Genomic DNA, 25,545 nt, shown 5'->3' with positions numbered 1-25,545 from the left:
CCGCGAAAGCCCGCGCCAGCCGCACCGCCGCCGCGACCGCACCGACGAGGAGGAGCCACGCCCATGCCCGCGACCATGAACGACGTGGCCCGCCTCGCCGGCGTCTCTCTCAAGACCGTGTCGAACTACTTCAACGACTACCCCTCGATGCGCCCCGAGACCCGGGCGCGCATCGGGGCAGCCGTCGACGAGCTCGGCTATCGGGTCAACCTGTCGGCGAGACGACTGCGCACCAGGCGGACGGGCATGATCTCGCTCATCGTTCCCGAGCTCGATCAGGCCTTCTTCGCCGAGCTCGCGCAGGAGGTGATCGCGGTGGCTCGCGAGCACGACCTGACGGTGCTCGTCGAGACGACCGGCGGCGATCGCGACCGTGAACTCCAGGCGATCAGCGGGGAGCGCCGCCAGCTGATCGACGGGGCCATCATCGACCCACTGGCCCTCGGACCGAGCGATGCGCCGCAGCTCGCCGGAGAACCACTCGTGATCATCGGCGAGCGCCAATTCGAGGGGCTCGCCGATCACGTGCTGATCGCGGATGAGGGGGTGGCGAAGCGCGCCACGGAGCATCTGCTCGAGATCGGCAGGCGCAGGATCCTGGTGCTCGGCCCCGGGGGAGCGGTCGCGACCCACACGTCCGCTCTGCGCCTGCGGGGGTTCCAGGCCGCGATGGCCGAGGCCGGCCTCCCGCTGGTCGATGCGCTCCTGGCGCCGACGGACGCGTGGAGTCGCGACGCGGGAGCCGCCGCGGCGGTGGCAGCACTCGAGGCTGGGGCGAGGGATCCTGCGGTGCGGTTCGACGCCGTCCTCGGCTTCAACGACGCGCTCGCGCTCGGGGCGCAGTGGGCGCTCCTGCAACGCGGTGTCGACGTGCCCGGCGACGTGGCCGTGATCGGCATCGACGACACCCGCGACGCCCGATTCGCCCACCCGACCCTCACGACGATGTCGCCGGGAAGCTCGCAGATCGCCCGGCGTGCGGTCGAGCTGCTGGTGGCGAGGATCAAGGATCCGTCACCCGCGCTCGGATTCGCCTCGATCGTGGCCGACTACGAGCTCGTGGTCCGCCAGTCGACCGGCGTCGCTCGGCCACCGCGACCTCTACCCTGAAGACCGAACCCTGACGAAAGACGACATTCGATGACGAATTCCCCGCTCTCCGGCGAGCAGACCACCATCACCCACGGCCCGTACAGCGCGACGATCGCCGCGGTCGGAGCGGCACTGCGCGTGCTCACGCACGATGGACGCGACCTGGTCGTGCCGTTCGAGGCGGACGAAATTCGGCCGGTGTTCCGCGGCGCGATCCTGGTGCCGTGGCCGAACCGCGTGGTCGACGGCACCTACACGTTCGATGGCGTCGACTACCAGCTGCCGCTGACCGAGCCGGCCCGCGGGCATGCGCTGCACGGCTTCCTGGCATGGGCGCGCTACACGGTGATCGACCGGAGCGATTCGTCGGTCACGCTGACCGCCGACGTGGTGGCGAACGACGGCTACCCCTGGCCGCTCACGATCGAGGTCACCTACGCGCTCGGTGACGATGGCCTGACGACGACGGTCGCCGCGACGAACACCGGTTCGTCAGACGCCCCGTATGGCACGGCGCCGCACCCGTACCTCCGCGCGGGCGAGGGGCACGTCGACGACTGGACGCTCGAGCTGCCCGCCTCGCAGGTCGTCACGGTGACGGAAGAGCGCCTGCTGCCGGTCGCGGTCGAGCCGGTCGACGGCCCCGGGGCCGGTTCGCCGCTGGGCGTCTTCGACTTTCGGGCCCCCCGGGTGATCGGCGAGACGTTCATCGACCACGCGTTCACCGGGCTGACGCGAGACGACTCGGGTGTTGCGCGAGTGGTGTTGCGGGCTCCGGGGAATTCCGGCGTCTCGATGACCTGGGGCACTGAGCTGCCGTGGGTGCAGGTGCACACGGCAGACCGCCCGGAGGCCGCACTCAACCGCGTGGGCCTCGCCGTCGAGCCGATGACCTGCCCGCCCGACGCCTTTTCGACCGGCGACGACGTGGTGCGCCTCGCCCCGGGTGCGATGCACCGGGCCGCCTGGACGATCGCGGCGCTGTAGGGGCTTGCTCGCGGCGCTGACGCGCGCGGTTCAGGATGCAGAGCGGCGGGTGGGCGCGGATCCTTGTGTTTCGGGGTCGTTCGGGACTGTGTTCCTGAGTCGTGCGCACCGACGGGAGCGCTCCCGCGGGCCCTGGCGCCACACGTGCCCCGCGCCGTGCCTCCGCGCGTTCCTGCACCGCACGTGCCCCGCGCCGCGCTGCCGCTTGTCCGGCAGGAATCCAGGCGCGCTGCGGCCTGCCCACGCGCGAGAACGCGCTCATCACGCCCATTTGCCTGAGTTGCGCGCTCGTCGCACGGCCCACACCTGCCGCAACGCCAGACGCCGCCCGGGTCGTGCCCGAGCGGCGTCTGGTGTTCGTGGTGCGGGGTCTAGTCGTCGAAGACGCCGAGGCCCTTGGAGCCGGACTTGATTCCGATGGCCGCCGCGACATCGTCGGGAATGCCCACGGCGACGCCCAGGGCCGACTTGATCGCCGCGATCATGCTGGCGATCGGCAGGACCGCGGTGGTCTCGACGTTGTTCCAGCGCGATCCCTTGGCCTTGGCGAGAGCCTGGACCGAGTCGTACCGGGTCACCGTGCGGTTGTCGCCACCACCCCAGCCGACCAGGGTCGACTGGGCGCCCGTCAGGCGCTGGTTGAAGAGGTTGCCGGTGATGACCAGGTTCATGTTGTCGACCGGGATGTTCGTCACGCCGTCCAGGGCGTAGATCTGGAAGAGTCCGCCGGATCCGAACACGTTGTTCGAGACGGTGACGTTCTTCGTGATCCAGGTGAGAGTCGGGTCGGGCAGGGGACGTCGGCGATCGTGGCCGGTTCTATTGGTGTCCGCCTGGCGACGCTCGTCCTGGGCGAGCTTGACGCCGAACAGCCGGTTGCCGCCGATGTCGTTGTTGTAGATCTGGGCATTGGCCGTGTTGTAGATGAGTACACCCATCTTGTTGCCATTCAACTCGTTGTTGGCCACGATCACGTGGTCGGAGAGCTCCGCTTCGATTCCGTCGACGGTGTTGTCATTTGACCGACTATTGACGATAGTGGCGTCGTACACCGACTCGTCCAGCCAAATGCCCGTGCCGTCGTTGTCGCTCGTGTCGACGTTTGAGATATCGACTCCCCGTGAGCGTGTCACCTTGATTCCGCCGGCCACGGGCTCGGGGTTGAACCCTTGGTCGTTGTTGTCGAGAACCAGGGAGTTCTGAACCTTGAGCCCGTACGCCGAGTTCGCACCGATGCCGAGAAGACCGCTGCCGGCCACCGTGAGGTGATCGAGGGTCGTGTTGTCGCTCTCGACGTTGATGCCGATCATTGCGTTGTCTTCGACGGTGAGGTTGCGTGCCGTGATGCCGGTGTTGCTGAGTCGGACAGCGCCGCGCTGAAGGTATGGAGTGCCGTATCGGCGGACTCCAAAGCCCTGCAGCACTGTGTTCGGCGACTGGACGACCAGTGCCTGCTCCTGGTTGCTGATGCGAACCGAGTGGCCGTTCGGGTTGGAGCCTAGGACGATGCGCCCCGAGTTCGCGTCGGGGTAGAAGGTCCCGGCGGTCACGGCTGCGGCGGAACCGACCTGCGTGAGCTCGGTGCCGTCGAGGAAGACCTGGTCGGGTCGCGCCGCGTACGGCTTAGTGGAGTCGACGAACCACGGGTTGTCGGAGATACCGTCGATCTGCGACGACGGGAAGTAGCTCCACGGCGTCGTCCAGCGGGAGCCCGAGGTGTTCCAGTCGGCGACCTGCTTCGAGCCGTCGAGCCAGACGGTCTCGCCGGGGTACGACTGGATGGTCAGCGTCTTCGACCGGGGCACCGTGACGGACTCGTTGTAGACGCCCGCGCGGAGGACGATCGTCGATCCGCTACTAGCCTTCGCGACGGCAGCGGCGAGGGTGCGAACCGGGGCGTTCGAGTTGCCGTTGGCCGAGTCGTTGCCAGAGGGCGACACCAGGATGGCGCCGGCTGGAACGGTATAGCGGGTGCTGCCGACGGTCGCCGAACCTCGATCGCCGGAGGTCACCGGGGTGGAGACCGGCGGCGTGACCGGCTGCGCGGGGGTGGCCGGGGGTGTCGTGGGCGAGGGGGTCGGCGCTGGCACTGGCGCCGGGGTGTTCGCGTTCGTTGCGGGGTTCTGTGTCAGCGACAGGTTGTCGAGAGTGGTGCTGGCCGCGTTGGTGTTGCTGCCGCTGGCGTACTCCCAGAAGGCGAGGCTTCCAGCGCCCGAAATGCGAGATGATGACGAATCCGTGAGAGCCAGCTGCCATGCGGGTGCCGTGGCTCCAGACGGATAGGCGCGGGCCTTGATCGACACTGTGGCCGAGCCCGTTACTTGGAACTCGGCTGCGATGTCAGATCCGGGAGCGTAGGCGCCCGGAAGTGTGAAGCGGCCCAGATTGACCTCGACCGTCTTGTTCAATCGCGATACAGCGAGAACGGCGGAGCCGGTCTTGCTGATCTCAACCCGGCCGCGATACGTGGAGTCGTCGCTCTGGCGACGGATCTCGAAGGCGGTGTACAGGCCGGACGCGGCGCTGGGGAGACCGATTGTGGCCTTCACTCCGGTGTCGCGGGAATTCGTTTGCTTGAGGGCCAGCCGGGCGGAGGTACCAGGCCTGAGGCCCGAGATGCGTCCTTCCCCCGAGGCGACGGCGGCACTGGCTCCAGCGCCGAGGCTGGCGGTCCAGACACCCCCCTTCGTGGCGGAACCCCAACCGGTCGAGACGGTCCGTGCAAATGAGTCGGAGGCCACGGTGGAAGGAGCCGCAGTTGCAAGCTCAGCGGGAAGGGCCGCGGCGAGGAGCACACCGACGGAGAGGCCGGCGACGGCGGGGAGAGAGAATCGCCGCCGTTTCACAGCGTGGCGAGGCGCAGAGGAAGTCACCCTTGGGTGGTCCTTTCGTCGGAGGAGCGTCAGCGGGTGTCCCCAGAATGGGGGCCACAAGGGAACAATGCGTGTAACCCTATCCGTGCTGAAAGCTTCCTGGAACAGGCAATTTGCCAAAAGCCCCCGACAGAGTGTGGACGCTTTGGGGGACAGACCATACGTTTGCTCGCGTTCACGACTCGCTTAGAGTTGCGAAATGACTTCTCTCTCCGGCACTGTGGCTCGCAAACGGGCCACGACCGACGAGAGACCGACGACGGCCGATAAGAGCTCGGGCGTGGCTTCAGCGCAGTCGCCACCCCTGTATTCGAGGGGCATTGCCGCAGTCGCGCTCATCCTCCTGGCGATGCGAATTACCCTGCCGCAGGGTGTCGAGGTCGGCTTTGTTGTCGCGGCCCTTCTCGCCCCCCTCTGGCTGCGGACAGTGCGCTACTACCGCTTCATGCCGCTGCTGCTAATTGTCGGAACTCTCGCCGCGGGTGCCGGAATCTGGCTGCGGATCGCGAACAGAGGCGACCACGCGGTAGATAGCGGCATTGCGACGAGCACCACGATTCTCCTTATTGGAGCCGTGCTGTCGATCGGCCTCGTCCTGTGGGCCCGGACCGTCTTGTCGTTGCCGATGGTGGCGCTGTTCTTCGGCGTGGGGCTTCTCCTGGGAGTGGATCCCTCGGCGGCGCAGTTCGCAACAAATCCCTACAAGTTCGGGTTCGCGTTGCCGCTTGCGGTCATCGGCCTCGCTCTGGCGAAGCTTTCGCGTCGGTGGTGGGTTGAGCTCCTTGGGGTCGTCGCACTGATCGGTCTCGCGGCAACTCACGACGCGAGGTCGACTTTTGGGCTGCTGCTGCTGGCGGTCGTACTGCTCGTCGCCCAGATTCCGTTTTTTCGTGCCGGGCACGGAGGGTCCGCCTTCCTCGTCTCACTCGGGGTCGTAGTGGTCGGCATCATCGTCTATAACGTCGGCCAGGCGCTAGTGCTCTCCGGGCTTCTCGGCGAATCGACGACCCAGAGGTCGCTGGCTCAATTCGATGCCTCCGGGTCGGTCCTGCTGGGAGGGCGACCCGAGCTCGGAGCGACTCTGGCGCTCATGCGCCACACTCCGTGGGGCTTCGGAGCTGGAACTGCGCCGAACCCTTCTGATATCCGCGTGGCGCAGGAGGGCATGGCGGCGATTGGCTATGACCCGAATAACGGCTACGTGACGAGGTTCATGTTCGGCGGCCACTTCGAGCTGCACTCCGTGTTCGGTGACCTGTGGGCGCAGACGGGGGTCGCCGGTCTTCTCTTCATCGCCGTGGCTGCCCTCGCGATGGTCTACGGGGTCACTCGGAACATTGCCGACGGAACGGCTGCGGCCATCTTGCTCTACGTGGTGGCCAAATCCATGTTCGATCTCTTGTTCAGCCCATTCTTCAGCGCGGAGCAGCTCTTCGTGCTCGCGCTCGGGCTCGTCGCCGTTCCTGTGGCACAGGGAGCCTTCCGAACAGACCGCGGTCAGCGGGCGTATTCGAGAACGTCGTCCATGGGGCCCTCGAAGCGTGCTTTCGGGTGGAAGCCCGCACTCTCCAGGGCTGCATCGTCGAAGGCGGCGGACTCCCGGGCGTAGTCGCTCGGTCGGACGACCCACACACGCTTCACGTCGCTCAGCCGCTTCGAGCTGGCGTCAAGTCGAGCAGAGACGCCGCGCAGGCTTGCGTCCGTCGTCGGGGCTACGACCAGCGTGAGGTCACGCAGCCCGACGAAGTCGTCGGGGTAGGCCACAGCGATATTGCGAGTCGTCCGCTCGACTGTGGCCGCCGTCGTCGTGTCGAGCGGCGCGAAGTACACCCCGTCGCCGGGCTGCGCATGGGAGTCGATCCAGGCCGCTGTCGCTGACCAGTCCGTGCCGCTCTTACCGGTTTCCTGGCGCTGCGAGAGGTAGATCGGAAGGGCCAGGAGGGCGACGAGCGCAACCGCGCCGAGCCTCAACCAGCGCCGGCCGAGAGAGGTGATGCCGATCCCGATGAGGAGGGCTGCCGCCGGCGCGCAGAAGGTGAAGTACCGCGGGTTGTAGAGCGGCGAGACGGCCAGGGAGTAGACGGCGACGATCGCGGTGGGAAGCAGCAGCCAGGTCAGCGCGACGACCACGGCGAGGCGATCGCGTCGCCGAACCAAAGCCACGACGGCGACCACGATGAGTGCCCAGCCGACCACTGCGAGAGCGAGCGCCGCGAGCGACCACAGCGACTGACCGTCGCTGGACGCCCCCACGCGCGTGGGTGTCTCGCCGAGGAACCACTGATTGACGATCGCGCGGCGGATGAGAGCCGGGGCCGACACCGCGTTGTCGCCGAGTTGCCCGCGCTGGCCGAGAGAGGCCACCACGACGGGGGAGGCGATCGCGACCCCGAGCACCGCGCTGACCAACCACGCGGCGGCACGACGCACGCTGGCCGCCCGGGCGGCGAGGAGGGCTGCCACGGTGACGGCGTGGGCGACGACGAGCAGTGCGACGTAGATATTGAGTGCGCAGCCGGCGGCGACGAGGATCCCGTACCCGGCCCAGGCACGTGTCTTTCGTTCGCCTCGCAGTGCGACTACCAGGGCTACCGTCGCCCAGACCGCGATGGCGGCGCTGAGCCCGAACGACCGCGCCTCGATGCCCATCCAGGTGATGCGGGGCAGGACGATGGCGACGACGGCTGCTGTCAAGGCGGCATCCGGACGCCCGAGTCGTCGTGCCAGCGACCACACGCCGACGACGGTGGCCCCCGCGGCCAGGGCGCTCGGCAGCCGCAGCGCGAAGGCGCTCCAGCCGAATGCCCCTCCCCAGAAGTGGATGACGAAGTAGTAGACGGCATGCACCGCGTCGATGTTGTGGACCAGCTGCCACAGCTCTCCGGTGCTGCGTCTCGCGGCGGAGATCGTGGCTGCCTCGTCGGTCCAGAGCGACACGTTCCACGAACCCAGGAGCGCGATCACCGTCGCCACGACGAAGAGCGCGACGGCAATACCGGCGGGAGACAAGCGGAAGCGGCCGGTCGCGGTCGCCGAGTCGGCTCTTCGGGAAGCGACGCGCTGTGATGACGTGGTCAAGGTCCGGCGATAATAGCAGTCGGTCGCCGTAGCGCCCTTCGACCCGAGAGGACCAGGCATGAGCGTCTCCCGTCGCGCCGTCATCGCCACAGCCAGCATCGTCGTGGGGGTCGCCCTTGTGGTCGTCCTTCTCGTCGTCGTGCTCACGAATGCCGGCAACGCACCCGTTGCCGGGCCCACGAACAGCGCGACTGCGACGTATTCCGACGCCCCGACCTCGAGAGCCAGCGCGACACCGGGCGCCGGCTCGGCAACGATCGAGCCCACAGAGAAGCCGGCCGTCGGCACTCAGAGCGTCCCAGGGGCGACCCCATCGGCCACGGCCGAGCCCGGAACCTCCTCGGGTCTCGCGCAGAAGCCCGTCGATCTCGGTACACCGGCCAAGCTCACCTCGCAGGTGGGCGTGTCTCTCGAGGGAGTCGCATCCGTCTCGGGCAAGGGCGACGGAGTCGGCGAGGTCTCCGGCCCGTCCGTCCGCTTCACCGTCTCCATCGACAACGGCTCGTCGAAGACGCTCGATCTGACATCCACTGTCGTGAACGTCACCTACGGTTCTGACGACACCCCCTCCAGTGAGCTCGTGTCGCAGCGAAAGGGGTTCCCGAACTCGATCGCAGCAGGCAAGACGGCGATGGCGACGTACACGTTCCCGGTGCCGGCCAAGGAGCAGGGAGACGTGCGGATCACCGTCGATTACGGGACGTCCGTTCCGGCCGTGGTGTTCCAGGGTGAGGCCGCCAAATAGGCTCGTCCGAGCCTGGACCGGAGCAGTCGGATCCTTGTTTTCCGTTCTGCGAACCGTTCCACCCCTATTTGGGGGTATGTAACCCGAGCGGGGGTCACCTATAGTCGATTTACTGCTGTGAACCCGAAACTCGCGGCAGTCGTGAACCCGAAACTCACGCAGATCACACGTGGGAAACCCGACCCCACGGCTTACCCGAAGTGTTAGAGGCCTCCATGGAGCAATCCGTGCCGCCGCGCCTGCGCGTTGCCAGCATCGCCGCCGCCGCCGTCATCGTCCTGAGCAGTTTCGCCCTGGCAGCCCCCGCGCACGCGGACACGGCGCCCACGAACCCGGCGGACCCGAAGACTCCGACCACCGTGACCGCGGATTCCCTGCCGACGCCGCAGATCAACGGCGTCGTGTGGTCGCAGACCATCGTCGGCAACAACGTCTACGCGGGCGGAAACTTCACGACGGCTCAGCCGGCCGGGTCTGCCGCTGGTGCGAACACGGTTGCGCGGTCGTATCTGCTCTCATACAACCTCACCACCGGTGTGCTGAACTCCTCGTTCGCGCCCGTGCTCAACGGCCAGGTCCGAGCGGTAACGGCCTCGCCGGACGGCTCTCGCCTCTATGTCGGCGGTTCGTTCACCACCGTCAACGGCTCGAACGCGTACCGCGTCGTCGCGCTCGATCCCACCACGGGCGCGGTGGTGAGCGGTTTTGCGCCGACTCTGAACTCGACCGTCAACGCGATCGTCACGTCCGGTTCCACCGTCTACGTCGGCGGCGTGTTCTCGACCGTCAACAAGGAAACCCACAACAAGGTGGCGGCTCTGACGTCGGCCGGCAAGAACGTGCCTTTCACAGCCTCCGCGGACGGGGGCGACGTCAACGCGCTCGCCGTCTCACCGGATGGGCAGAAGCTCGTCATCGGCGGAAGCTTCACCACGCTCAACGGCTCATCGAACCCCGGTTACGGTCTCGGCGCAGTCGACGCGACGGGTGCGCTCCAGCCCTGGGCATCCAACAACGTCGTCAGGAACGCGGGCACGCAGGCGGCGATCACCTCGCTGACCAGCGACGCGAGCGGCGTCTACGGCTCCGGCTACACCTTCGGCCCGGGCACACTCGAGGGCTCGTTCCGTGCCGACTGGGCAACGGGCAACCTGGCCTGGGTCGAGGACTGCCACGGCGACACCTACAGCGTCGCCGTGACCGACAATGCCGAGTATGTCGCGGGCCACCCGCACTACTGCGGCAACATCGGCGGCTTCCCCCAGACCGACCCGCAGTCGAACTGGACGTTCCACCGCGCCATCGCGTTCTCCAAGGACGCGACGCAGACGGTGACCGCTGACCCCTACGGCTACTACAACTGGGCCGGTAACCCCGCCCCGTCGCTGCTCAACTGGTACCCCGAGTTCAACACGGGCACCTTCACCGGCAAGACTCAGGGCCCCTGGAGTGTTGCGGCCAACTCGAAGTACGTCGTCTACGGCGGTGAGTTCACGACCGTCAACGGCGTCCGTCAGCAGGGCCTCGCCCGCTTCGCCGTTCCGTCGGTCGCCCCCAAGAAGATGGGCCCGCAGGCAAGCGGCGCGACATTCGTGCCGAGCGGCATCTCGCTCTCGTCCGGTTCAGTTCGCCTGAGTTGGCCCGCCAACTCCGACCCCGACAACTCGTTGCTGTCGTACGAGCTCTACCGCGATAACAACCAGACCACTCCGATCTACAAGGTCAAGGCCGACTCGTCGGTCTGGAACAAGCCTGCGATGGGCTTCACCGACACCGGGCTCACCCCGGGGGCCACGTACAGCTACCGCCTCCGCGCCACCGATCCGGACGGCAACACCGTTCTCGGTGACGGCGTCTCCGTGACGGTCTCGTCGAAGCAGCCCTCGACCTACACCAACACCGTCCTCGCGCAGGGTGCGTCGTCGTTCTGGCGCTTCGACGAGGCCAGCGGCACCACGGTCTTCGACGCCGCCGGCTACAACGACATGACGGCAGGATCCGGAGTGTCTCGCGGCGCAACGGGAGCAACCGTCGACGGTGACACCGCGTCGACCTTCGATGGCACGGGCAACGGTCTCGCCGCGACCCGGACGGCCGTCGCCGGCCCTCAGACGTTCTCGGTCGAGGCGTGGGTCAAGACCACGTCGACCGACGGCGGCAAGATCGTCGGCTTCGGCAACTCGCCCACCGGCACGTCGTCGTCGTACGACCGCCACCTCTACATGGACCAGTCCGGCAAGGTGAACTTCGGCGTCTACAACGGCAACACGCAGACCCTCACGAGCCCCTCGGCCCTGAATGACGGCGCGTGGCACCAGCTGGTCGGCACGCTCAGCAGCTCGGGAATGCAACTCTTCGTCGACGGCAAGCGTGTCGGCACCCGCAGCGACGTGACGAGCGCCCAGGACTACAGCGGCTACTGGAGAGTCGGCGGCGACTCGTCGTGGTCCGGAGCGAACTTCCTCAACGGCTCGATCGACGACGTGTCGGTCTACCCGACGGCTCTGACGCAGACGCAGGCGAACAACCAGTACGTCGCGGCCGGCTACGCCTCACAGCTCAACTCGGCTCCGAGCGACAACTACGGCAGCCGGGTCTTTACCGACGACCCGTACCTCTACTACCGCCTCGGTGACTCCGCGGGCGCCTCCACAGCGAAGGACTCGAGCCTCTCGGGTGCATCCGGCAGCTATGCCGGTGGCGTGACGCAGGGCACTAAGGGCGCTCTCTCGGGAGTCTCCGACACGGCGGCGACGTTCGACGGCTCGAGCGGTCAGGTCAATAGCTCGCAGTCGTTCAACGACCCCGAGGTCTACACGATCGAATCGTGGTTCAAGACGACCACGACGTCGGGCGGCAAGATCGTCGGCTTCGGCTCCAGCCAGACGGGACAGTCGGGTTCGTACGACCGGCACGTCTACATGCAGGACAACGGTCAGCTCGTCTTCGGCACCTACACGGGTCAGACGAACACGATCACGACCCCGGGCTCCTACAACGACGGCACCTGGCACCAGGTCGTCGCATCGCAGTCGTCGGACGGCCTCAAGCTGTACGTCGACGGAGTGCTCCAGGGCACGAACCCGACCCCGAACGCCCAGGCCTACACGGGGTACTGGAAGATCGGCGGCGACACCACGTGGGGCTCCTCGAGCGCCTACTTCGCCGGATCCATCGACGAGGTGTCCATCTACAGTCGGGCCCTCTCGGCCGCCACGGTGAGCGACCACTACGCTCTGGGTGCCGGCACCGTCAACGTCGCGCCGACGTCGTCGTTCACCTCCTCGGTGAAAGACCTCTCGGCCTCGTTCGATGCCTCGGCCTCGGCTGACACCGACGGGACCGTGGCGAGCTACGCCTGGGACTTCGGCGACAACGCCTCGGGCACCGGCAAGACGCCTGCGCACACCTACGACAAGGCCGGCACGTACACGGTCACCCTCACGGTGACCGACGACAAGGGAGCGGTCGGAACGTCGACCGGTCAGGTGACGGTGACGGCGCCGCGAGTCAACGTCGCGCCCACGGCCTCCTTCACCTCGACGACCACCGACCTCTCGGCAGCGTTCGACGCGTCGGCGTCCTCCGACTCCGACGGGTCCGTCGCCTCCTCTGCCTGGGACTTCGGTGACGGGCAGACAGGCACGGGGAAGACCGTGACCCACGCCTACACCCAGGCGGGCACCTACTCCGTCAAGCTGACCGTGACCGACAACGAGGGGCTGTCGTCGACGTCGACCTCCTCGGTCACCGTCACGGCTCCGCGCGTCAACGCCCCGCCGACGGCTGCCTTCACAGCGACCACGACGAACCTCGGCGTGAGCGTGAGCGGTGCCGCCTCCACCGACTCGGATGGCAGCATCTCGTCGTACGCCTGGGACTTCGGCGACGGATCGTCGGCGGCCACGGCGACCGCCAGCCACACGTACATCGCGGCGGGCACCTACACCGTCACCCTGACGGTGAAAGACAACGAGGGAGCCAGCGGAACGACCAGCAAGACCGTCACGGTCGCTCCGCCCGCCAACGTGCCGCCGACCGCTGCGTTCTCCACGAGCTCGAACGCTCTCGTCCTCTCGGCCGATGCCGCGACGTCGAGTGACTCCGACGGCACCGTCGCCTCCTACGCCTGGGACTTCGGCGACACCAAGGCCGCCACGGGCAAGACGGCGACGCACACCTACCAGTCGGCCGGCACCTACACGGTGACGCTGACGGTGACCGACAATCAGGGCGCCACCGGCGTCTCGACGAAGACCGTGACCGTGGACAAGGCGCCGAATGTCGCGCCGACAGCCTCGTTCACGTCGTCGGCCTCGGGTCTCGGTCTCAGCGTCGACGGGTCCACGTCGAGCGATCCCGACGGCACGGTCGTCTCGTACGGCTGGAGCTTCGGCGACGGCACGGCGACGTCGACCACCACGACGCCGAAGACGAGTCACACGTACACGGCGTCCGGCGCGTACGCGGTCAAGCTGACCGTGACGGACGACTCCGGAGCCACTGCCGTGCAGACGCAGAACGTGACGATCACGGCCCCGGCAGTCAACCAGCCGCCGGTCGCGGCCTTCACCTCGACGGTGACCGACCTCAAGGTCGCGCTCGACGGCAGCGGGTCGACCGACGCCGACGGCAGCATCGCCTCGTACGCCTGGAACTTCGGTGACGGCGCGACAGACACCGGGAAGACGACGAGTCACACCTACTCGACGGCCGGCACCTATACGGTCTCGCTCAAGGTGACGGACGACAAGGGCGCCACCACCACGAAGACCGCCACGGTCACCGTGACGGCTCCCGCGGCAGTTCCGTTCGCTCTCGATGCCTTCGGCCGCACGGTCAGCAACGGCTTCGGTACCGCCGACGTGGGTGGCGCATGGACCCGGATCGGGTCGGCTTCGGCTCTCTCGGTCTCGGGTGGCGCCGGTAAGGTGTCGCTCAGCGGACCCGGTGCGCAAGCCGGTGCGGAGCTCGCCTCCGTCAAGCAGACCGACACGGACTACCGACTCCAGTTCAGTCTCGACAAGGCGGCGACCGGCGGCGGAACCTACATCTCGGCCATCGGGCGCAAGATCTCGACGAACAACGAGTACCGGGCGGCAGTGCGACTGCTGAGCAACGGCACGGCGACGGTCGGCCTGAGCGCCTTCCCGAACTCGGCCACGGCGATCGCCCTCACGAAGGACACACCCGTCCCGGTGACGGTCTCGGCGGGAAGCTCGCTGAGCATGCGGGTGCAGGTCACCGGAACCAGTCCGACCCTGGTCCGCGCCAAAGTGTGGGCCACGGGCACCGCGGAGCCAACCGCCTGGACGGTCAGCGCCACCGATTCGTCGGCAACTCTGCAGACCGCCGGTGACGTCGGGGTCCTCGCCTACGAATCCGGGAGCGCCACCAACGGTGCTCAGGTGGTGAGCTTCCAGCAGTTGAGCGGCTTCAAGCCGTGAGTTCGACCGTCTCCAGTCGCCGGGGCCGGGGGAAGGGCAGCGCGTTCATCGTGCAGCAGTCCTTTCCCCGGCCTCGGCCGACGACGAACCCGTACCTGGTGATGCTCGGTGACGCGGTGTCGGCGCAGCCGGGTGTGACCCTCCGCACCTTCTCCTGGAAGTCGGCCCTGCTGACTCGCAGCGACGTCTTCCACGTGCACTGGCCCGAGATTCTCGTCTCGGGCCAGAGCCCGGTGAAGAAGCTCGTCCGACAGGCGCTCACTGTGGCGCTCGTGGCCAAGCTCGCCGTGACGCGCACCCCCATCGTCCGCACGCTGCACAATCTCGAGCGCCCGTCGGGCATCTCGCGCCGCGAGGTCGCGCTGCTGGCGTTGATCGAGCGGCGGACCACTCTCTGGATCCGCTTGAACGACGAGACCCCGACCCCATCGGGGCAGGCATCCGAGCTCATCCCGCACGGCCACTACCGCGACTGGTTCGAGCGGTTCGACAAACCGGACGCCCTTCCCGGCCGCATCGGCTTCGTCGGGCTCATCCGCCGCTACAAGGGCGTGGAGCGACTCGTCGAGGTGTTCCGCTCCGTGCCCGGTGCGGCCAGCCTCCACGTGGCCGGCAAGCCCAGCACCGATGAGCTGGCCGAGCACCTGCGGGGTCTCGCGGACGACGACGCGCGCGTCAGTCTCGATCTGCGGTTCCTCGACGAGGCCGCTCTGGTCGAGAGCGTGCGCCGCTCCGAGCTCGTCGTCCTGCCCTACCGCGAGATGCACAACTCCGGGGGCGTCTTGACGGCCCTGTCGCTGGATCGCCCCGTCCTCGTGCCGCAGAACGCGGTGACCGAGCGTCTCGCCGCCGAGGTCGGCCCCGGCTGGGTCCACCGCTACGAGGGCGACCTGTCGACGGACGACATCGTCACGGCACTTCATGATCCGCGCCCCGCCGACTCCCACCCCGATCTCGCGGCGCGGGATTGGCGCGATGCAGGCGAGCGGCACGTCGCGGCGTACCGCCGTGCGGTGGCGGTTCTCCGTTCCGGCCGTCGTTCGGGCGTCGAACAGTGACCAAGACCGACACCCCGGTCCGTTCCGGCGGAATGCGCCAGGTCGGCTCCACCGCGATGATCAAAATCTTCGTGATGGGCCTCTCCGGCGTTCTCGGCATCCTGACAAGCCGGGTCATCCTGCAGTCGTTCGGCACGGAGGCGTACGCCCAGTACGGGCTGCTGTCGAGTTTTCCGACGTTGCTCCCCTTCGCCGACCTGGGAATCGCGGCCGTCGTCATCAACGAGGTGGCCGGCTCGAGGTCGCCTCGAACGGACGACGTGGTCCGGCGGACTATCGTGACCGCGCTCCGCATCCTGATGGTCTCGGGCGGCATCATGATCGTCGTCGCGACCGTCATCACCGTCTTCGGCTGGTGGCCGACCCTGCTCGGCTCGGGCCTGATGCCCGGCGGCAATCTGACGGCTGGCCTCTGTCTCGTGATCTTCGGGATCGCGGTGCCGCTCACGGTCGGTCAGCGGATCCTGGTCGGGTTGAAGAAGACCAACGTGCAGGTGGCGAGCCAGGCGATCGTCGCCCCGTTCATGCTGCTCGTCATCGGCGCGCTCGCCCTGCTGATGATCCCGGCCGGCACGTTTCTGTCGGTCGTCTCCTACATCGGCAACGCCCTCCTCTCGGTCCTGTGCCTCTGGATCGCCGCTCGAGCGCTGTCGCCCCAGATCGGGCAGGCGTTCCGGCTGATCTTCCGCGTCCGCGCCTATCGCGGCGTCGCGGTCCTCGGCCTCGCGTGGCCCATGCTCGTGCAGACGCTCGCGCAGCCGATCGCGTTCCAGACCGACCGCATCCTGCTGAGCCACGTCGGCACGTCGCAGGATCTCGCCGAGTACAACCTCTCGTCGCAGCTGTTCGGCCTGGTGCTCCAGACCATCGCCGCGGCCGGCGTCGCGCTGTGGCCGATCTATGCGGGCCACCGGGCTGCGGGCCGGATCGCGTCGCCGACGAAGCCGACGTTCTGGTTCTTAGGAGGTGGGCTCGTCGTCGGGGGAGCGCTGGCGCTTCTCTCGCCGTGGCTCGTTCACTTCATCGCGGGCGGCAGGATCCAGCTCTCGCCGATCCTGCTGGTGTCGTTCGTCGCCTACGTCGCCCTGCAGGCCGCGAAGTATCCGATCGGCATGTACATGACCGACAAGGCGGGCCTCAAGTTCCAGGTCGTGCCGAGCCTCGCGATGATCCCGCTCAACCTCGGTGTGTCGTGGCTGCTCATCGCTCCGTTCGGCGCTGCCGGGCCCATCATCGGCTCGGCCCTGACCGTGCTGCTGCTGCAGATCATCCCGAACCTCTGGTACGTCTCGAAGGACCTCGCCCGGCGTCGAGCCGAGCAGCGCGCCGCTCCCGTCGACGAGACATCAGAGGCCGCGACGCGCTAGTTCGGCGTCGACGAGCCGGAGCCCGGCGCGATGCGCCCGCCATCCGACGACGAGAGTCTGCGGCGAGGTGAGGAACTGGCGCCTGCCGCCCTGGAGCAGGATCTCCCAGGCGACCTTCCTCGAGACGGCCTGCCACGCCCGCAGGTCGGCGTCGGATAGGTGCTTCGTCGCGTAGAGCAGCCGGTTGCGGATGTTGTGGAAGTAGTAGGTGGCGCTCTTGGCTTCGCCCGACTCGACGTGGCCGCCGCCCTTCTGCGTTCCTCCCTCGGCGTGGACGACGGTGACGTCGTCGAGCACGGCGAGGCGCCCGCCCGCGTCGACGACGCGCTGCGACAGGTCGACGTCTTCCCAGTAGAGAAAGTAGTCCTCGTCGAAGCCGCCGGCTCGCCGCCAGAGGTCGTCGGAGACCACGAGGCAGGCGCCGCTCAGCCAGGGGCGCAGTCGCGCCTGCGGGTCGGTGCGTCGACGGGACGACCGGATCCTGCCGTCATCGAGGTAGAGGTCGGAGCCCCCGAACCACAGGGACCCGTCGGGGCGCAGGATCCGCGGAGCCGCCATCGTCTCTGGGTCGTCCCGCACCGCAGCGTGCAGCGCCCCGAGTGCGCGCTCGTCGACGACCGCGTCGGGGTTGACGAGCAGATGAAAGCGCGCGCCGAGCTCCGCCGCCCGTGCCACGCCCCGGTTCATCCCTCCGCCGAAGCCGTGGTTGCTTGCGGGTGTCAGGAGGTCCCAGCCCTCCTCCTCGGCGAGTTCGGTCATCACGTCGCGTTCGGCAATCGTCGAGAAGTTGTCGACCACGACGACCCTCACCCCGTCGACCGCGCGACTGAGCGGAGCGAGGTTGACCCGAAGCAGGTCGCTCGAGCCGTAGTTCACGACCACGATGGACAGATCCTCGAACGAGCTCATAGGGTTCCTCCGCTGGTGCGGCCGAGACCGCGATAATGGGCAGTGTGACGACCGTTTCCAGCACGCCCTCTTCGGGCACGACCACTCCGACGCTCACGATCGCGGTGCTGACGTTCCGGCGCCCGGACGACCTGGGCGCGATCCTGCCGGCTCTCGTCGAGCAGGCTGCCTCGGTATCGGGGCAGGCGACGGCTCGCGTGCTCGTGGTCGACAACGATCCGGCCGCTTCCGCTCGTGATGCCGTCACGCTGGCTGGGGCCGCTGCCGATCAGCGGGGCGTGCGCATCGACTACGTCTCCGAGACCGAGCCCGGTATCGCCGTCGCCCGCAACCGTGCTCTCGCCGAATCGAGTGAATTCGACCTGCTGGTGTTCATCGACGACGACGAGCGTCCGTCGGCGACCTGGCTCGCCGATCTCCTCGCGCTTCAGCGAGAACGGGATGCCGCCGCCGTCGTCGGCCCGGTGGTGTCGGCCTTCGCCCACGAGCCCGATCCGTGGATCACGGCCGGCGAGTTCTTCGTTCGGCGTCGCCTCCCGACCGGGACCGCGGTCGAGGTCGCGGCGACGAACAACCTGCTCCTCGATCTCGCGTTCATCCGGCGCGAAGGTCTCCGGTTCGATGCCGAGCTGGCGGTCCACGGCGGCGAAGACACGCTCTTCACTCGACAGATCGTCGCGCGAGGCGGCCTCATGCTCTGGTGCGCGGAGGCGCTGGTCACCGACGTCGTACCGCCGGCGCGGCTCACCCGGCGCTGGGTGGTACTGCGCGCCTTCTCGAGTGGAAACGGGTGGAGCCTGACGTCGGTGATGTTGGCGCCGGGGGCCCTGGCACGAGGTCGGGTGCGAGCTCGACTGACGGCGCGCGGGCTCGTCCGGGTTCTCGGCGGGGTCGCAAGGATCCTTCGCGGTACTCTTCTCGGTTCCGTCGCCCAGCGGGCCAAGGGCGTCCGCACTCTGGCTCGCGGCGCGGGGATGCTCGGCGGCGCCTGGGGCTACCGGTACCAGGAGTACCGCCGGGCGAAGTAGCGGGGTCGTCGTCACTCGGCCACCGGCCTGGTCAGCGACCCACGCTCGGTGCGGAGGCGGCCGACGTCGCGGGCGTCAGCGAACGGGAGCCGGAAGTCGAGTTACGGCGTCCGTCGAGTCTCGCCTCGGTGAGCACGATGCCGATCACGCTCGCCTTGACTCCGTCGAGAGCGGCCAAGCCCTCGTGGAGTTGTCGACGGTTGGTCGTCTGGGTCCGCACGGTCACGAGGGTGCCGTCCGTGAGGTGGGAGAGCGTGAGGGCATCCGCGAAGTCGAGCACCGAGGCGGCCTGCACGATGACGAAGTCATAGGCCGCGGTCGCCGTCTGGACGAGTTGAGCCATTGCCGTCGAACCGAGTGCGAAGTGCGGGTTGGAATGGCCGCTCCCTGCGACCAGCAGATCGACGCCGTCCGCCCACGGGCGAGTGGCGTCGACCAACGAGGCAGCCCCATCGAGGACGTCGGTGAGGCCGAATCCGGCGCCTTCGGCGGTGAGGTGGTCCAGCGACGGTGCTCGGAGGTCGGCGTCGATCACGAGCACTCGGAGAGATCGTTCGGACGTCGCCAGGGCGAGATCGAGAGCGACTTCGGGGCCCTGCTCGCCGTGCGACGCCGCGGTCAGCGTGACCGAGCGGACTGCGCGCCCATTGCCCGCGAAACGCAGGGTGGCGCCGATACGGCGGAAGTCTTCGGCCTGGGCGCCCTCTGGGTCGTCCCGAAGCGCGATGCGCCCGTGAGGACCTCGGCGCACGGCGCCGACGACCGGGACTTCCGAGATCGACTCGATGTCGTCAGCCGTGCGGAGGCGGGTATCGAAGAGGAGCCGACCGATCGAGTAGAGGATGCCGAGCGCGAAACCGATCGCGGCGGCGGTGATCGTGATCAAGTGGCGGTTCGGGCCGGCGGGGTTCTGCGGCACGAGTGCGGGAGCGACGATGGAGATCGCGATGGGCGACCGTCCGGTCGTCGACGTCGGAGCGAGGTCGGTCGCGACCGTGCGGAGCGAGCGGGCCACGGCGTTGGCGATGTTCGTCGCGTTCTGGGCCGAGCCGTCGGTGACCGAGATGTTGACGAAGACGGTGTTGAGCGGCGTCTGCGCGGTGATCTGCCGAGCGAGGCGGGTCGGTGTCGTGTCGAGGTTCAGGTCGGCGATGACCGGCGTCAGCACGGCCGACGTCGTGGCGAGACCCGCGTAAGACTGCACGACGTTCTGAGCGAACGTGGAGCCCTGTGAGAGGTCGCTGCCGTTCGAATTCGTGCTCGACGCCACGAAGAGGCTCGTCTCGGCCCGGTACGAGTCGGCGAGAGTGGCGGTATAGCCGATTCCGAGGAGCCCGCCGACGATCGTCAGCGCGACGATGACGATCCAGCTCTTGCGGAGTGCTTTCCAGTAGTCGTTCGGGTCCATCGACAGAGATTCCGTTCCTGATCAGGGTGGGCCGACATCAATGGGCGGAAGATTCGGGCTTCCGGGCCTTCGGCGACCGCGGCGAGTGCGGGCAACAGCACGGACCGCGACGGTTCCGCTCAGCCTACGGGGTGGCGGGGAGTACCTGCGAGCCCGGTGCCGGCTCAAGGGGCACCCCAGTCCGCGGGGTCCTCACCCTCAACGTACGTCCTCCGAGGCGGCACCGGGGCGAACAGCAGAGGCGGGATGGCGGGGACGACTCCCGAGGAGGACGGGCGGTGGCTCGTACAGGTACCGAGCCCGAGTGAGAGCGGCGAGGCGGTACACGAACAAAGCGATCGCGACGGCCACTGTTGCGATCAGGGGTGGGACGATGGGCGCGAATGGGAGCAGAGGCCCGAGCAACGGCGTCTGATGGATGACGAAGACAAAGACCAGGATGACCGGCGTGTGCGCCAGGTAGATCGGCAGGGTCTGACGACCTATTCGCGCCAGGAACGAGACCGGAGTCAGCAACCGGCTGAGCGCGATGCCTCCTAGAACTCCGACGATCGAGTTGACGAAATAGACACCCGGAACGTGAGTGAGACCAAACAGGGCGACGGTAACTGAGATGGCAGCCCAGACGCCGAAAGCCGCGACGAGAATGCCCCGCCTCGAGGTGTTGCCAAACCAGAGGATCCAGGAGCGCAGGTAGATGCCCGAGATAAAGAAAAGGTAGTACTTGAAGACACCCTCCCAGCCGTCGTTGATGCCGTCCCACCCCATCAGGGCGATGAAGGCCGCGGCTGCGGCTACTCCGATCTGCAGCCGGACGTCAACTCCGCGGGTGGCGCGGGCGATGATGAAGAAGAGAGCCAGCGCCCAGATGAACCAGAGCTCGTAGATCGGCATGATCGGCGACAGCAAGAGCCCGACGACCGTGTCGCGAACGCCGCAGCACTTGCCCTGTGTCACCAGCCCGAGCTGGAAGAAGAGAGCGCCGATGGTCTCCCAGATAAGGAAGACCCAGACGAACAGGAGCACCTTCGACCGGAGCAGATCAGACCACGACGCACGGATCCACTTGGGGGCGAAGAGGCCGGAGAGCGTGAAGAACAAGGGCATACGCAACGACGCAAGAGTCTCGTCGACAGTGATCCACCACTGCACGTGGAAGCCCGCGCTCAGGAGCCAGCTCGTCGAGTGGTAGAGGGTGACGAGCAGGATCGCGATGCCGCGACCAGTATCGATCCAGGGGACTCGATCCTTGGCTGCGCGCGGGCTCGTGGCAGTAGACGACACGATGGCCTTTCGGGTTCGGCTGGACATTCGGGTATCCGACCTTGCCCTGAGCGTAGAGCCAGGATGCCCGCTCCGCCAGTTTTCGAGGCGGGCGGGCTCACTTCAGGATGCGGCCCTAGCCCTCTTCGATGTCCGAGAACAGGATCCGGACGCCACCGGTCGCGAGCTCGAACACACCGGGGAACAGCGCGCCGGCCTCTTCGGTCGCCACAGCAGCACTGGCCGAGTCGTAGTCGGCGAAGTAGAGGTCGACCGAACGGTAGGCCGGCGTCTCGCTTCCGTCCTCCTTGGGCCAGACCTTGCTGGTCTCGACCTTCGTGATGCCGGGGAGTGCCTTCGCCTTGGTGAGCGAGTCGGCGTAACCGGCCTCGAACGCCTCGGGGTCGGTGGGGTTGTCGTAGATGAAGGTGATCTTCGTGGGCATGAGGGTCCAATCGATTGTCGTGACCGCGGATTTCTACACAAGTACGCCGGCAACTGCGGTGGCGTCCAGGGACTCGTCACGAAGAATCCGCGGCACCAGACCCGCCCTCTCGAACAGAGCGCACGTGGCGTCGGCCTGCCGAACGCTCGTCTCGACCACGAGGGTTCCGCCCGGCGCGAGCCTCCGGCTAGCGCCCTCGGCCACCCGCGCCTGCAATGCCGTGCCATCGGGTCCGCCGTCGAGGGCGATGGCCGCCTCGTGCAGCCGCGCTTCCTGCGGCATGAACGCGATCTCGCCGGTCGGCACGTACGGGGCATTGGCGACTATCACGTCGAAGCGGCCCGCGTGCTCGGGCGGCACCGCGTCGTAGAGGTCTCCGACGAAGGCTCGGCCCGGGTCGCCGAGGTTGAGCCTCGCGCACTCCACGGCGCGCGGGTCGAGGTCGCTCGCCAGCACGATCGCGTCCGGGCGCGCTCTCTCGAGAGCGGTGGCGAGGGCCGCCGACCCGCAGCAGAGCTCGAGGATCCGCGGAGCCGCGATCGATGCCACGGTCTCGAGGGCGGTCTTGAGCAGCAGCACCGTCCGCAGCCGAGGCACGAAGACGCCGTCGGTGACGTGCACGCGGATACCGGCGAACTCGGCCCAGCCGAGCACGTACTCGATTGGGCGCCCGGCGACGCGCTCGGCGACGAGGAGTCGCAGCTCGGCCTGGTCTGCGGCCGCCTCGACGAGCAGCGCTGCCTCGTCTTCGGCGAAGACGCAGCCCGCCAGACGGAGTTCGTCGACGATGGTCGTCATGGCGACCTCCTTCGTCACGGCAAGACTGCCACTCCCCGGGCCGGTGGCGCGAGGCCCGGTTACGATTCGAGCATGGCTGACGACGACCGGGGCGCTCTCGACGCGAGGGCCTATGGCCGAGCGGCGTCGGGCGACGAGCGCACAGCGGCCCAGCGCGAGTGGCTCGAGCGGCGCGCGGCCCGGCGGGAGGCAGCGGAGCGGACGGCTGCTCTGAGCGGGAGTGTCGCGGATCCTTCGGTCTCGGAGGCGCAGGATCCCCCGGGGCCGAGCGAACGCACCGACGCCCCCTCCGATCTCGACTCGGCGCCTATCGAGGTGTCGCGTCGCCGATTCTCGCGCGGCGTGGTCGCGGGCGTCGCCGCCCTCGCGCTGCTCGTCGGCGCGGGTGTCGGGGTGGGTGCCGTGCTCGCTCTGAGTGCCGACGGCTACTTTCTCGCCGGTCAGAACGAAGCAGCCGTCGACAACCCGGCCACAGAATCGGGCTCGACGTCCGACCTGCTGCCGGCGACCGGCGATCCGGCTGAGACCTCGCGTCTCGCCGCCGGAGATGCGGCTGTCGGCTCCGACAGTCTGCAGACGACGCTGGAGGCCGCCGACGCGCTACTCGCGCGTCGCGCTACCGCGGCCGACAAATACCCGCTTTCATTCGACGCCAACGACGTCTTCGAGACGAAGTCGACTCGTCTGGTCACGGCAGCGGGAACGAGTGCCGAAGTCTTCGTGGCCCGCGCCGCACAACCCGACGGAGGGTTCTGCCTCCTCATCTCCGGGAGGGTCCGCTCCGCGCAAGACAGCTCCGCCTCGGCAAGCTGCGCCACCCGGAGCGACTTCGCCCAGGGCGGTCTGACCTACATGACCGATGACTACACGATCTCGTGGTTCGGCGGACAGATCAGCGTGACGGTCGGCAAATAGGCGGGCTAGTCGAATTCGGGCCGGGCGAGGATCCGCGCCCACCATGTTCCCGGTGCGACCGCGGGGGCGTCCCTCTCGTCGAGCGCCCGGCGCAGACGACGCACGCGCTCGTCGCGGGGGATCGGTTCGGGAGTGGCCGGCGGCGCGAGAGTCTCACCGCGCTGGAGGGCCGCCAGTCGCGCGCGGGCCTCATCGCGCGTCATCGGGGGAGGCACGGGCGGCCGATCGCCGAGGTAGAAGACGCGAAAGGCCTCCAGGAACGCCTCCGTGTCGGCCAGGGAGCGGTTGAGCCCGGTGGCGTTACGTCCGCTCGGGTCGATGATGAGCACGCGGCCGTCGGGAGTCTCGACGATGCGCTCGGCGTCGGGGCTCCACACGTGGCCGACGATCAAGACGGACGCGCCGTCGACGGTCTGGCGGTCGGTCGGATCCTCGTAGAGTTCGATGCCGAACCGTGCGTCGCTTGCCATCTGCGGAGCGTAGCGCGCTCGTGCCCGGCTGCGCTGGGCTGCACGCTGCTCGCCGCTCGTGACTCGCGAGCTCGCCTGATCGCCGGGCGCGGGGCGCGGGGCGAGATCGCGGTAGATCGCGCCATCTCGCGGTGGTCGATGGCGGTGGGCGCGGATCCTACGCTAGTCCATACGGACGAACCTCGGCCCGTCGTAGCCGTCGCGGCTGACCCGCGCGGTGAAGTCGGCGAGCGAGCGCACCCAGTGGCCGCGCTCGCCGTAGAGCGCCTGGTAGACGACGACCGGCTGTTCGGTCTCGGTGTCGCGGGCCACGAGGATCACCTCGTAGTCGTTGCCCTTGAAGTGGCGGTAGCGGCCGGGGTGCACGTCGGTCATCTCACTGAGGGTAGCCGTGTGCCGAGTGCCGCCGAATGCCCTGCGCGGCCGGGTCGAGAGCGCATTCGGCGCCACTCGGCGAGCCAGGTGTTCTGCCAGACGGCGGATTGCACGACAGCTGACGGATCCTCCCCTCTAGACTCGGGCGCTGTGGCGAACATCTTCGACGTGGCGACCGAGGCGGGTGTCTCGCACCAGACGGTCTCGCGGGTCGTCAACGGCGATCCGACCGTGCGACCGGCGACGAAAGCCCGCGTCGACGCGGCTGTATCGAAGCTGAACTACCGGCCGAGCGCCGCCGCCCGAGCGCTGGCGAGCCGCAAGACGCGCACGCTCGGGCTCATCTCGACCGGAGGCCCGCTCTTCGGCCCGTCGAGCATCATGCAGGGCTTCGACGGCGCTGCCCGGCAAGCCGGTTACCAGGTGTCGATCGCCAGCCTGCCCACCGACGACTCCACCACGTTCGCGGCCGGGATGCGGAGCGCCGTCGATGCGCTCCTCGGCCAGAACGTCGAGGCGATCGTGCTCATCGCTCCCGACACCGCGGGAATCGACGCCATCCGGGCCGTCGACGTCGGCCGGCCGCTGGTCGCCGCCGACTCGACCGCGAGTGAGGGCCTGGTCTCCGTCTCGCTCGACCAGTACGCCGGAGCCGTTCTCGCCACCCGCCACCTCGTCGAGCTCGGCCACCGTCGCATCGTCCACGTCGGCGGGCTCTCGACCTGGACCGACGCCCGGGAGCGCGAGCGCGGCTGGCGCGATGTCGTCATCGCGGCCGGAGTCGAACCGCTCCCGGTCGTTCGCGGCGACTGGTCGCCCGAGAGCGGCTATCGCATCGGCCTCGATCTCGCCGACCGTGCCGACCACGGCGAGATCACCGCTGTCTTCTGCGCCAACGACCAGATGGCGCTCGGCATTCTGCACGCTTTGTCGGAGCGCAGGATCCGAGTGCCCGACCAGGTCAGCATCGTCGGCTTCGACGACGTGCCCGAGGCCGCGCACTACATCCCGCCGCTCACCACGGTGCGGCAAGACTTCGCGGCGCTCGGCCGGCAGATCATGTCGACGGTCGAGGCGCTGCTCGTGCCCCAGGGTGCGCCGCCAGCGGTGCAGGCCGCTCCGGCTCCCGCGCCGGCGCTCGTCGTCCGCGAGTCGACCGGCCCCGCTCCGGCCTAGCGTCGTTCCCGTCGCGAGTCCGCCGCGAGTGACGCCAATTGCCGCCGGGTGCGACGCCCTGCCCGCATTTGGCGGCACTCGCGTTTCGGCCTCCCCAAGTGAGCGCTCACA

At 68.2% G+C, this 25,545-nt stretch carries 19 protein-coding genes; 10 read left to right on the top strand and 9 right to left on the bottom strand.

Going from position 1 to position 25,545, the window contains the following annotated elements; translation table 11 throughout:
- Nucleotides 1-63 precede the first annotated feature (63 nt).
- Nucleotides 64-1,110, top strand: coding sequence for a LacI family DNA-binding transcriptional regulator (locus ASF54_RS06260; protein ID WP_055959929.1), 1,047 nt, complete (start codon nucleotides 64-66; stop codon nucleotides 1,108-1,110).
- Nucleotides 1,111-1,140: 30 nt separating this feature from the next.
- Nucleotides 1,141-2,079 (top strand): aldose 1-epimerase family protein, encoded by a 939-nt coding sequence (locus ASF54_RS06255; protein ID WP_055959926.1) that lies wholly within the window; start codon nucleotides 1,141-1,143, stop codon nucleotides 2,077-2,079.
- A 371-nt stretch (nucleotides 2,080-2,450) separates the two neighbouring features.
- Here the strand turns inward: ASF54_RS06255 and ASF54_RS06250 are convergent, their stop codons facing one another.
- Nucleotides 2,451-4,925: a right-handed parallel beta-helix repeat-containing protein gene (locus ASF54_RS06250; RefSeq protein WP_162237102.1), complete on the bottom strand. Its 2,475-nt coding sequence runs from the start codon at nucleotides 4,923-4,925 to the stop codon at nucleotides 2,451-2,453.
- Between the two features lie 226 nt (nucleotides 4,926-5,151).
- On the opposite strand from ASF54_RS06250, the gene ASF54_RS16310 reads away from it, so the two are divergent.
- Complete coding sequence (locus ASF54_RS16310) at nucleotides 5,152-6,561, top strand: hypothetical protein (protein ID WP_157510041.1); 1,410 nt, start codon at nucleotides 5,152-5,154, stop codon at nucleotides 6,559-6,561.
- On the opposite strand, the gene ASF54_RS06245 is transcribed toward ASF54_RS16310, so the two are convergent.
- Nucleotides 6,450-8,030: a glycosyltransferase family 39 protein gene (locus tag ASF54_RS06245; RefSeq protein WP_162237101.1), complete on the bottom strand. Its 1,581-nt coding sequence runs from the start codon at nucleotides 8,028-8,030 to the stop codon at nucleotides 6,450-6,452. The two genes, ASF54_RS16310 and ASF54_RS06245, sit on opposite strands and share 112 nt — an antisense overlap.
- A gap of 58 nt (nucleotides 8,031-8,088) precedes the next feature.
- On the opposite strand from ASF54_RS06245, the gene ASF54_RS06240 reads away from it, so the two are divergent.
- The 4 genes from ASF54_RS06240 (at nucleotide 8,089) to ASF54_RS06225 (ending at nucleotide 16,647) form a co-directional block, all read left to right on the top strand.
- Nucleotides 8,089-8,775, top strand: a complete 687-nt coding sequence (locus ASF54_RS06240; protein WP_055959917.1) for a hypothetical protein — start codon at nucleotides 8,089-8,091, stop codon at nucleotides 8,773-8,775.
- A gap of 215 nt (nucleotides 8,776-8,990) precedes the next feature.
- Nucleotides 8,991-14,222, top strand: a complete 5,232-nt coding sequence (locus ASF54_RS06235; RefSeq protein ID WP_055959915.1) for a PKD domain-containing protein — start codon at nucleotides 8,991-8,993, stop codon at nucleotides 14,220-14,222.
- Entirely contained in the window at nucleotides 14,219-15,280 is a 1,062-nt protein-coding gene (locus tag ASF54_RS06230; protein ID WP_235480954.1) for a glycosyltransferase, read from the top strand. Before ASF54_RS06235 ends, ASF54_RS06230 begins: the two co-directional genes overlap by 4 nt.
- Nucleotides 15,277-16,647, top strand: coding sequence for a lipopolysaccharide biosynthesis protein (locus ASF54_RS06225; RefSeq protein WP_233572997.1), 1,371 nt, complete (start codon nucleotides 15,277-15,279; stop codon nucleotides 16,645-16,647). Before ASF54_RS06230 ends, ASF54_RS06225 begins: the two co-directional genes overlap by 4 nt.
- Here ASF54_RS06225 and ASF54_RS06220 read toward each other — a convergent pair.
- The gene (locus ASF54_RS06220; protein ID WP_055959911.1) at nucleotides 16,627-17,556 is read right to left on the bottom strand and encodes a glycosyltransferase; all 930 of its coding nucleotides are present in this window, start codon (nucleotides 17,554-17,556) and stop codon (nucleotides 16,627-16,629) included. The two genes, ASF54_RS06225 and ASF54_RS06220, sit on opposite strands and share 21 nt — an antisense overlap.
- Before the next feature lie 35 nt (nucleotides 17,557-17,591).
- Between ASF54_RS06220 and ASF54_RS06215 the strand changes: the two genes are divergently transcribed.
- Nucleotides 17,592-18,584, top strand: coding sequence for a glycosyltransferase family 2 protein (locus tag ASF54_RS06215; protein WP_055959908.1), 993 nt, complete (start codon nucleotides 17,592-17,594; stop codon nucleotides 18,582-18,584).
- A 31-nt stretch (nucleotides 18,585-18,615) separates the two neighbouring features.
- Here ASF54_RS06215 and ASF54_RS06210 read toward each other — a convergent pair whose 3' ends face one another.
- The 4 genes from ASF54_RS06210 to ASF54_RS06195 form a co-directional block, all read right to left on the bottom strand.
- Nucleotides 18,616-19,992 (bottom strand): polysaccharide biosynthesis tyrosine autokinase, encoded by a 1,377-nt coding sequence (locus tag ASF54_RS06210; protein WP_055959905.1) that lies wholly within the window; start codon nucleotides 19,990-19,992, stop codon nucleotides 18,616-18,618.
- Nucleotides 19,993-20,190: 198 nt separating this feature from the next.
- Nucleotides 20,191-21,303: an acyltransferase family protein gene (locus ASF54_RS06205; RefSeq protein ID WP_055959903.1), complete on the bottom strand. Its 1,113-nt coding sequence runs from the start codon at nucleotides 21,301-21,303 to the stop codon at nucleotides 20,191-20,193.
- A gap of 88 nt (nucleotides 21,304-21,391) precedes the next feature.
- Nucleotides 21,392-21,700: an EthD family reductase gene (locus ASF54_RS06200; RefSeq protein ID WP_055959900.1), complete on the bottom strand. Its 309-nt coding sequence runs from the start codon at nucleotides 21,698-21,700 to the stop codon at nucleotides 21,392-21,394.
- Nucleotides 21,701-21,733: 33 nt separating this feature from the next.
- The gene (locus ASF54_RS06195) at nucleotides 21,734-22,498 is read right to left on the bottom strand and encodes a putative protein N(5)-glutamine methyltransferase (RefSeq protein ID WP_055959897.1); all 765 of its coding nucleotides are present in this window, start codon (nucleotides 22,496-22,498) and stop codon (nucleotides 21,734-21,736) included.
- Between the two features lie 72 nt (nucleotides 22,499-22,570).
- On the opposite strand from ASF54_RS06195, the gene ASF54_RS06190 reads away from it, so the two are divergent.
- Complete coding sequence (locus ASF54_RS06190) at nucleotides 22,571-23,413, top strand: hypothetical protein (RefSeq protein WP_055959894.1); 843 nt, start codon at nucleotides 22,571-22,573, stop codon at nucleotides 23,411-23,413.
- A gap of 5 nt (nucleotides 23,414-23,418) precedes the next feature.
- Here the strand turns inward: ASF54_RS06190 and ASF54_RS06185 are convergent, their stop codons facing one another.
- Both ASF54_RS06185 and ASF54_RS06180 read right to left on the bottom strand, forming a co-directional pair.
- Nucleotides 23,419-23,883: an SUKH-4 family immunity protein gene (locus tag ASF54_RS06185; RefSeq protein ID WP_055959891.1), complete on the bottom strand. Its 465-nt coding sequence runs from the start codon at nucleotides 23,881-23,883 to the stop codon at nucleotides 23,419-23,421.
- 162 nt (nucleotides 23,884-24,045) lie between these two features.
- Entirely contained in the window at nucleotides 24,046-24,258 is a 213-nt protein-coding gene (locus ASF54_RS06180) for a DUF1653 domain-containing protein (RefSeq protein WP_055962187.1), read from the bottom strand.
- A gap of 150 nt (nucleotides 24,259-24,408) precedes the next feature.
- Between ASF54_RS06180 and ASF54_RS06175 the strand changes: the two genes are divergently transcribed.
- On the top strand, nucleotides 24,409-25,434 hold the full coding sequence (locus ASF54_RS06175; RefSeq protein WP_055959888.1) for a LacI family DNA-binding transcriptional regulator: 1,026 nt from the start codon (nucleotides 24,409-24,411) through the stop codon (nucleotides 25,432-25,434).
- The last annotated feature ends 111 nt before the right edge of the window (nucleotides 25,435-25,545 follow it).

It is taken from the genome of Frondihabitans sp. Leaf304, from assembly GCF_001423105.1.
GTDB lineage: Bacteria > Actinomycetota > Actinomycetes > Actinomycetales > Microbacteriaceae > Frondihabitans.
Note: the sequence above shows the minus strand (reverse complement) of the source record. Positions and strands in the feature narration are given on the sequence as shown.

Bases quoted from the DNA above. Each gene is read 5' to 3' on its own strand.
- ASF54_RS16310 (WP_157510041.1), top strand. From the start codon at position 5,152: ATGACTTCTCTCTCCGGCACTGTGGCTCGCAAACGGGCCACGACCGAC.
- ASF54_RS06185 (WP_055959891.1), bottom strand. From the start codon at position 23,883: ATGGCAAGCGACGCACGGTTCGGCATCGAACTCTACGAGGATCCGACC.
- ASF54_RS06260 (WP_055959929.1), top strand. From the start codon at position 64: ATGCCCGCGACCATGAACGACGTGGCCCGCCTCGCCGGCGTCTCTCTC.
- ASF54_RS06200 (WP_055959900.1), bottom strand. From the start codon at position 21,700: ATGCCCACGAAGATCACCTTCATCTACGACAACCCCACCGACCCCGAG.
- ASF54_RS06205 (WP_055959903.1), bottom strand. From the start codon at position 21,303: ATGTCCAGCCGAACCCGAAAGGCCATCGTGTCGTCTACTGCCACGAGC.
- ASF54_RS06210 (WP_055959905.1), bottom strand. From the start codon at position 19,992: ATGGACCCGAACGACTACTGGAAAGCACTCCGCAAGAGCTGGATCGTC.
- ASF54_RS06220 (WP_055959911.1), bottom strand. From the start codon at position 17,556: ATGAGCTCGTTCGAGGATCTGTCCATCGTGGTCGTGAACTACGGCTCG.
- ASF54_RS06240 (WP_055959917.1), top strand. From the start codon at position 8,089: ATGAGCGTCTCCCGTCGCGCCGTCATCGCCACAGCCAGCATCGTCGTG.
- ASF54_RS06255 (WP_055959926.1), top strand. From the start codon at position 1,141: ATGACGAATTCCCCGCTCTCCGGCGAGCAGACCACCATCACCCACGGC.
- ASF54_RS06190 (WP_055959894.1), top strand. From the start codon at position 22,571: ATGGCTGACGACGACCGGGGCGCTCTCGACGCGAGGGCCTATGGCCGA.
- ASF54_RS06235 (WP_055959915.1), top strand. From the start codon at position 8,991: ATGGAGCAATCCGTGCCGCCGCGCCTGCGCGTTGCCAGCATCGCCGCC.
- ASF54_RS06215 (WP_055959908.1), top strand. From the start codon at position 17,592: ATGGGCAGTGTGACGACCGTTTCCAGCACGCCCTCTTCGGGCACGACC.
- ASF54_RS06195 (WP_055959897.1), bottom strand. From the start codon at position 22,498: ATGACGACCATCGTCGACGAACTCCGTCTGGCGGGCTGCGTCTTCGCC.
- ASF54_RS06180 (WP_055962187.1), bottom strand. From the start codon at position 24,258: ATGACCGACGTGCACCCCGGCCGCTACCGCCACTTCAAGGGCAACGAC.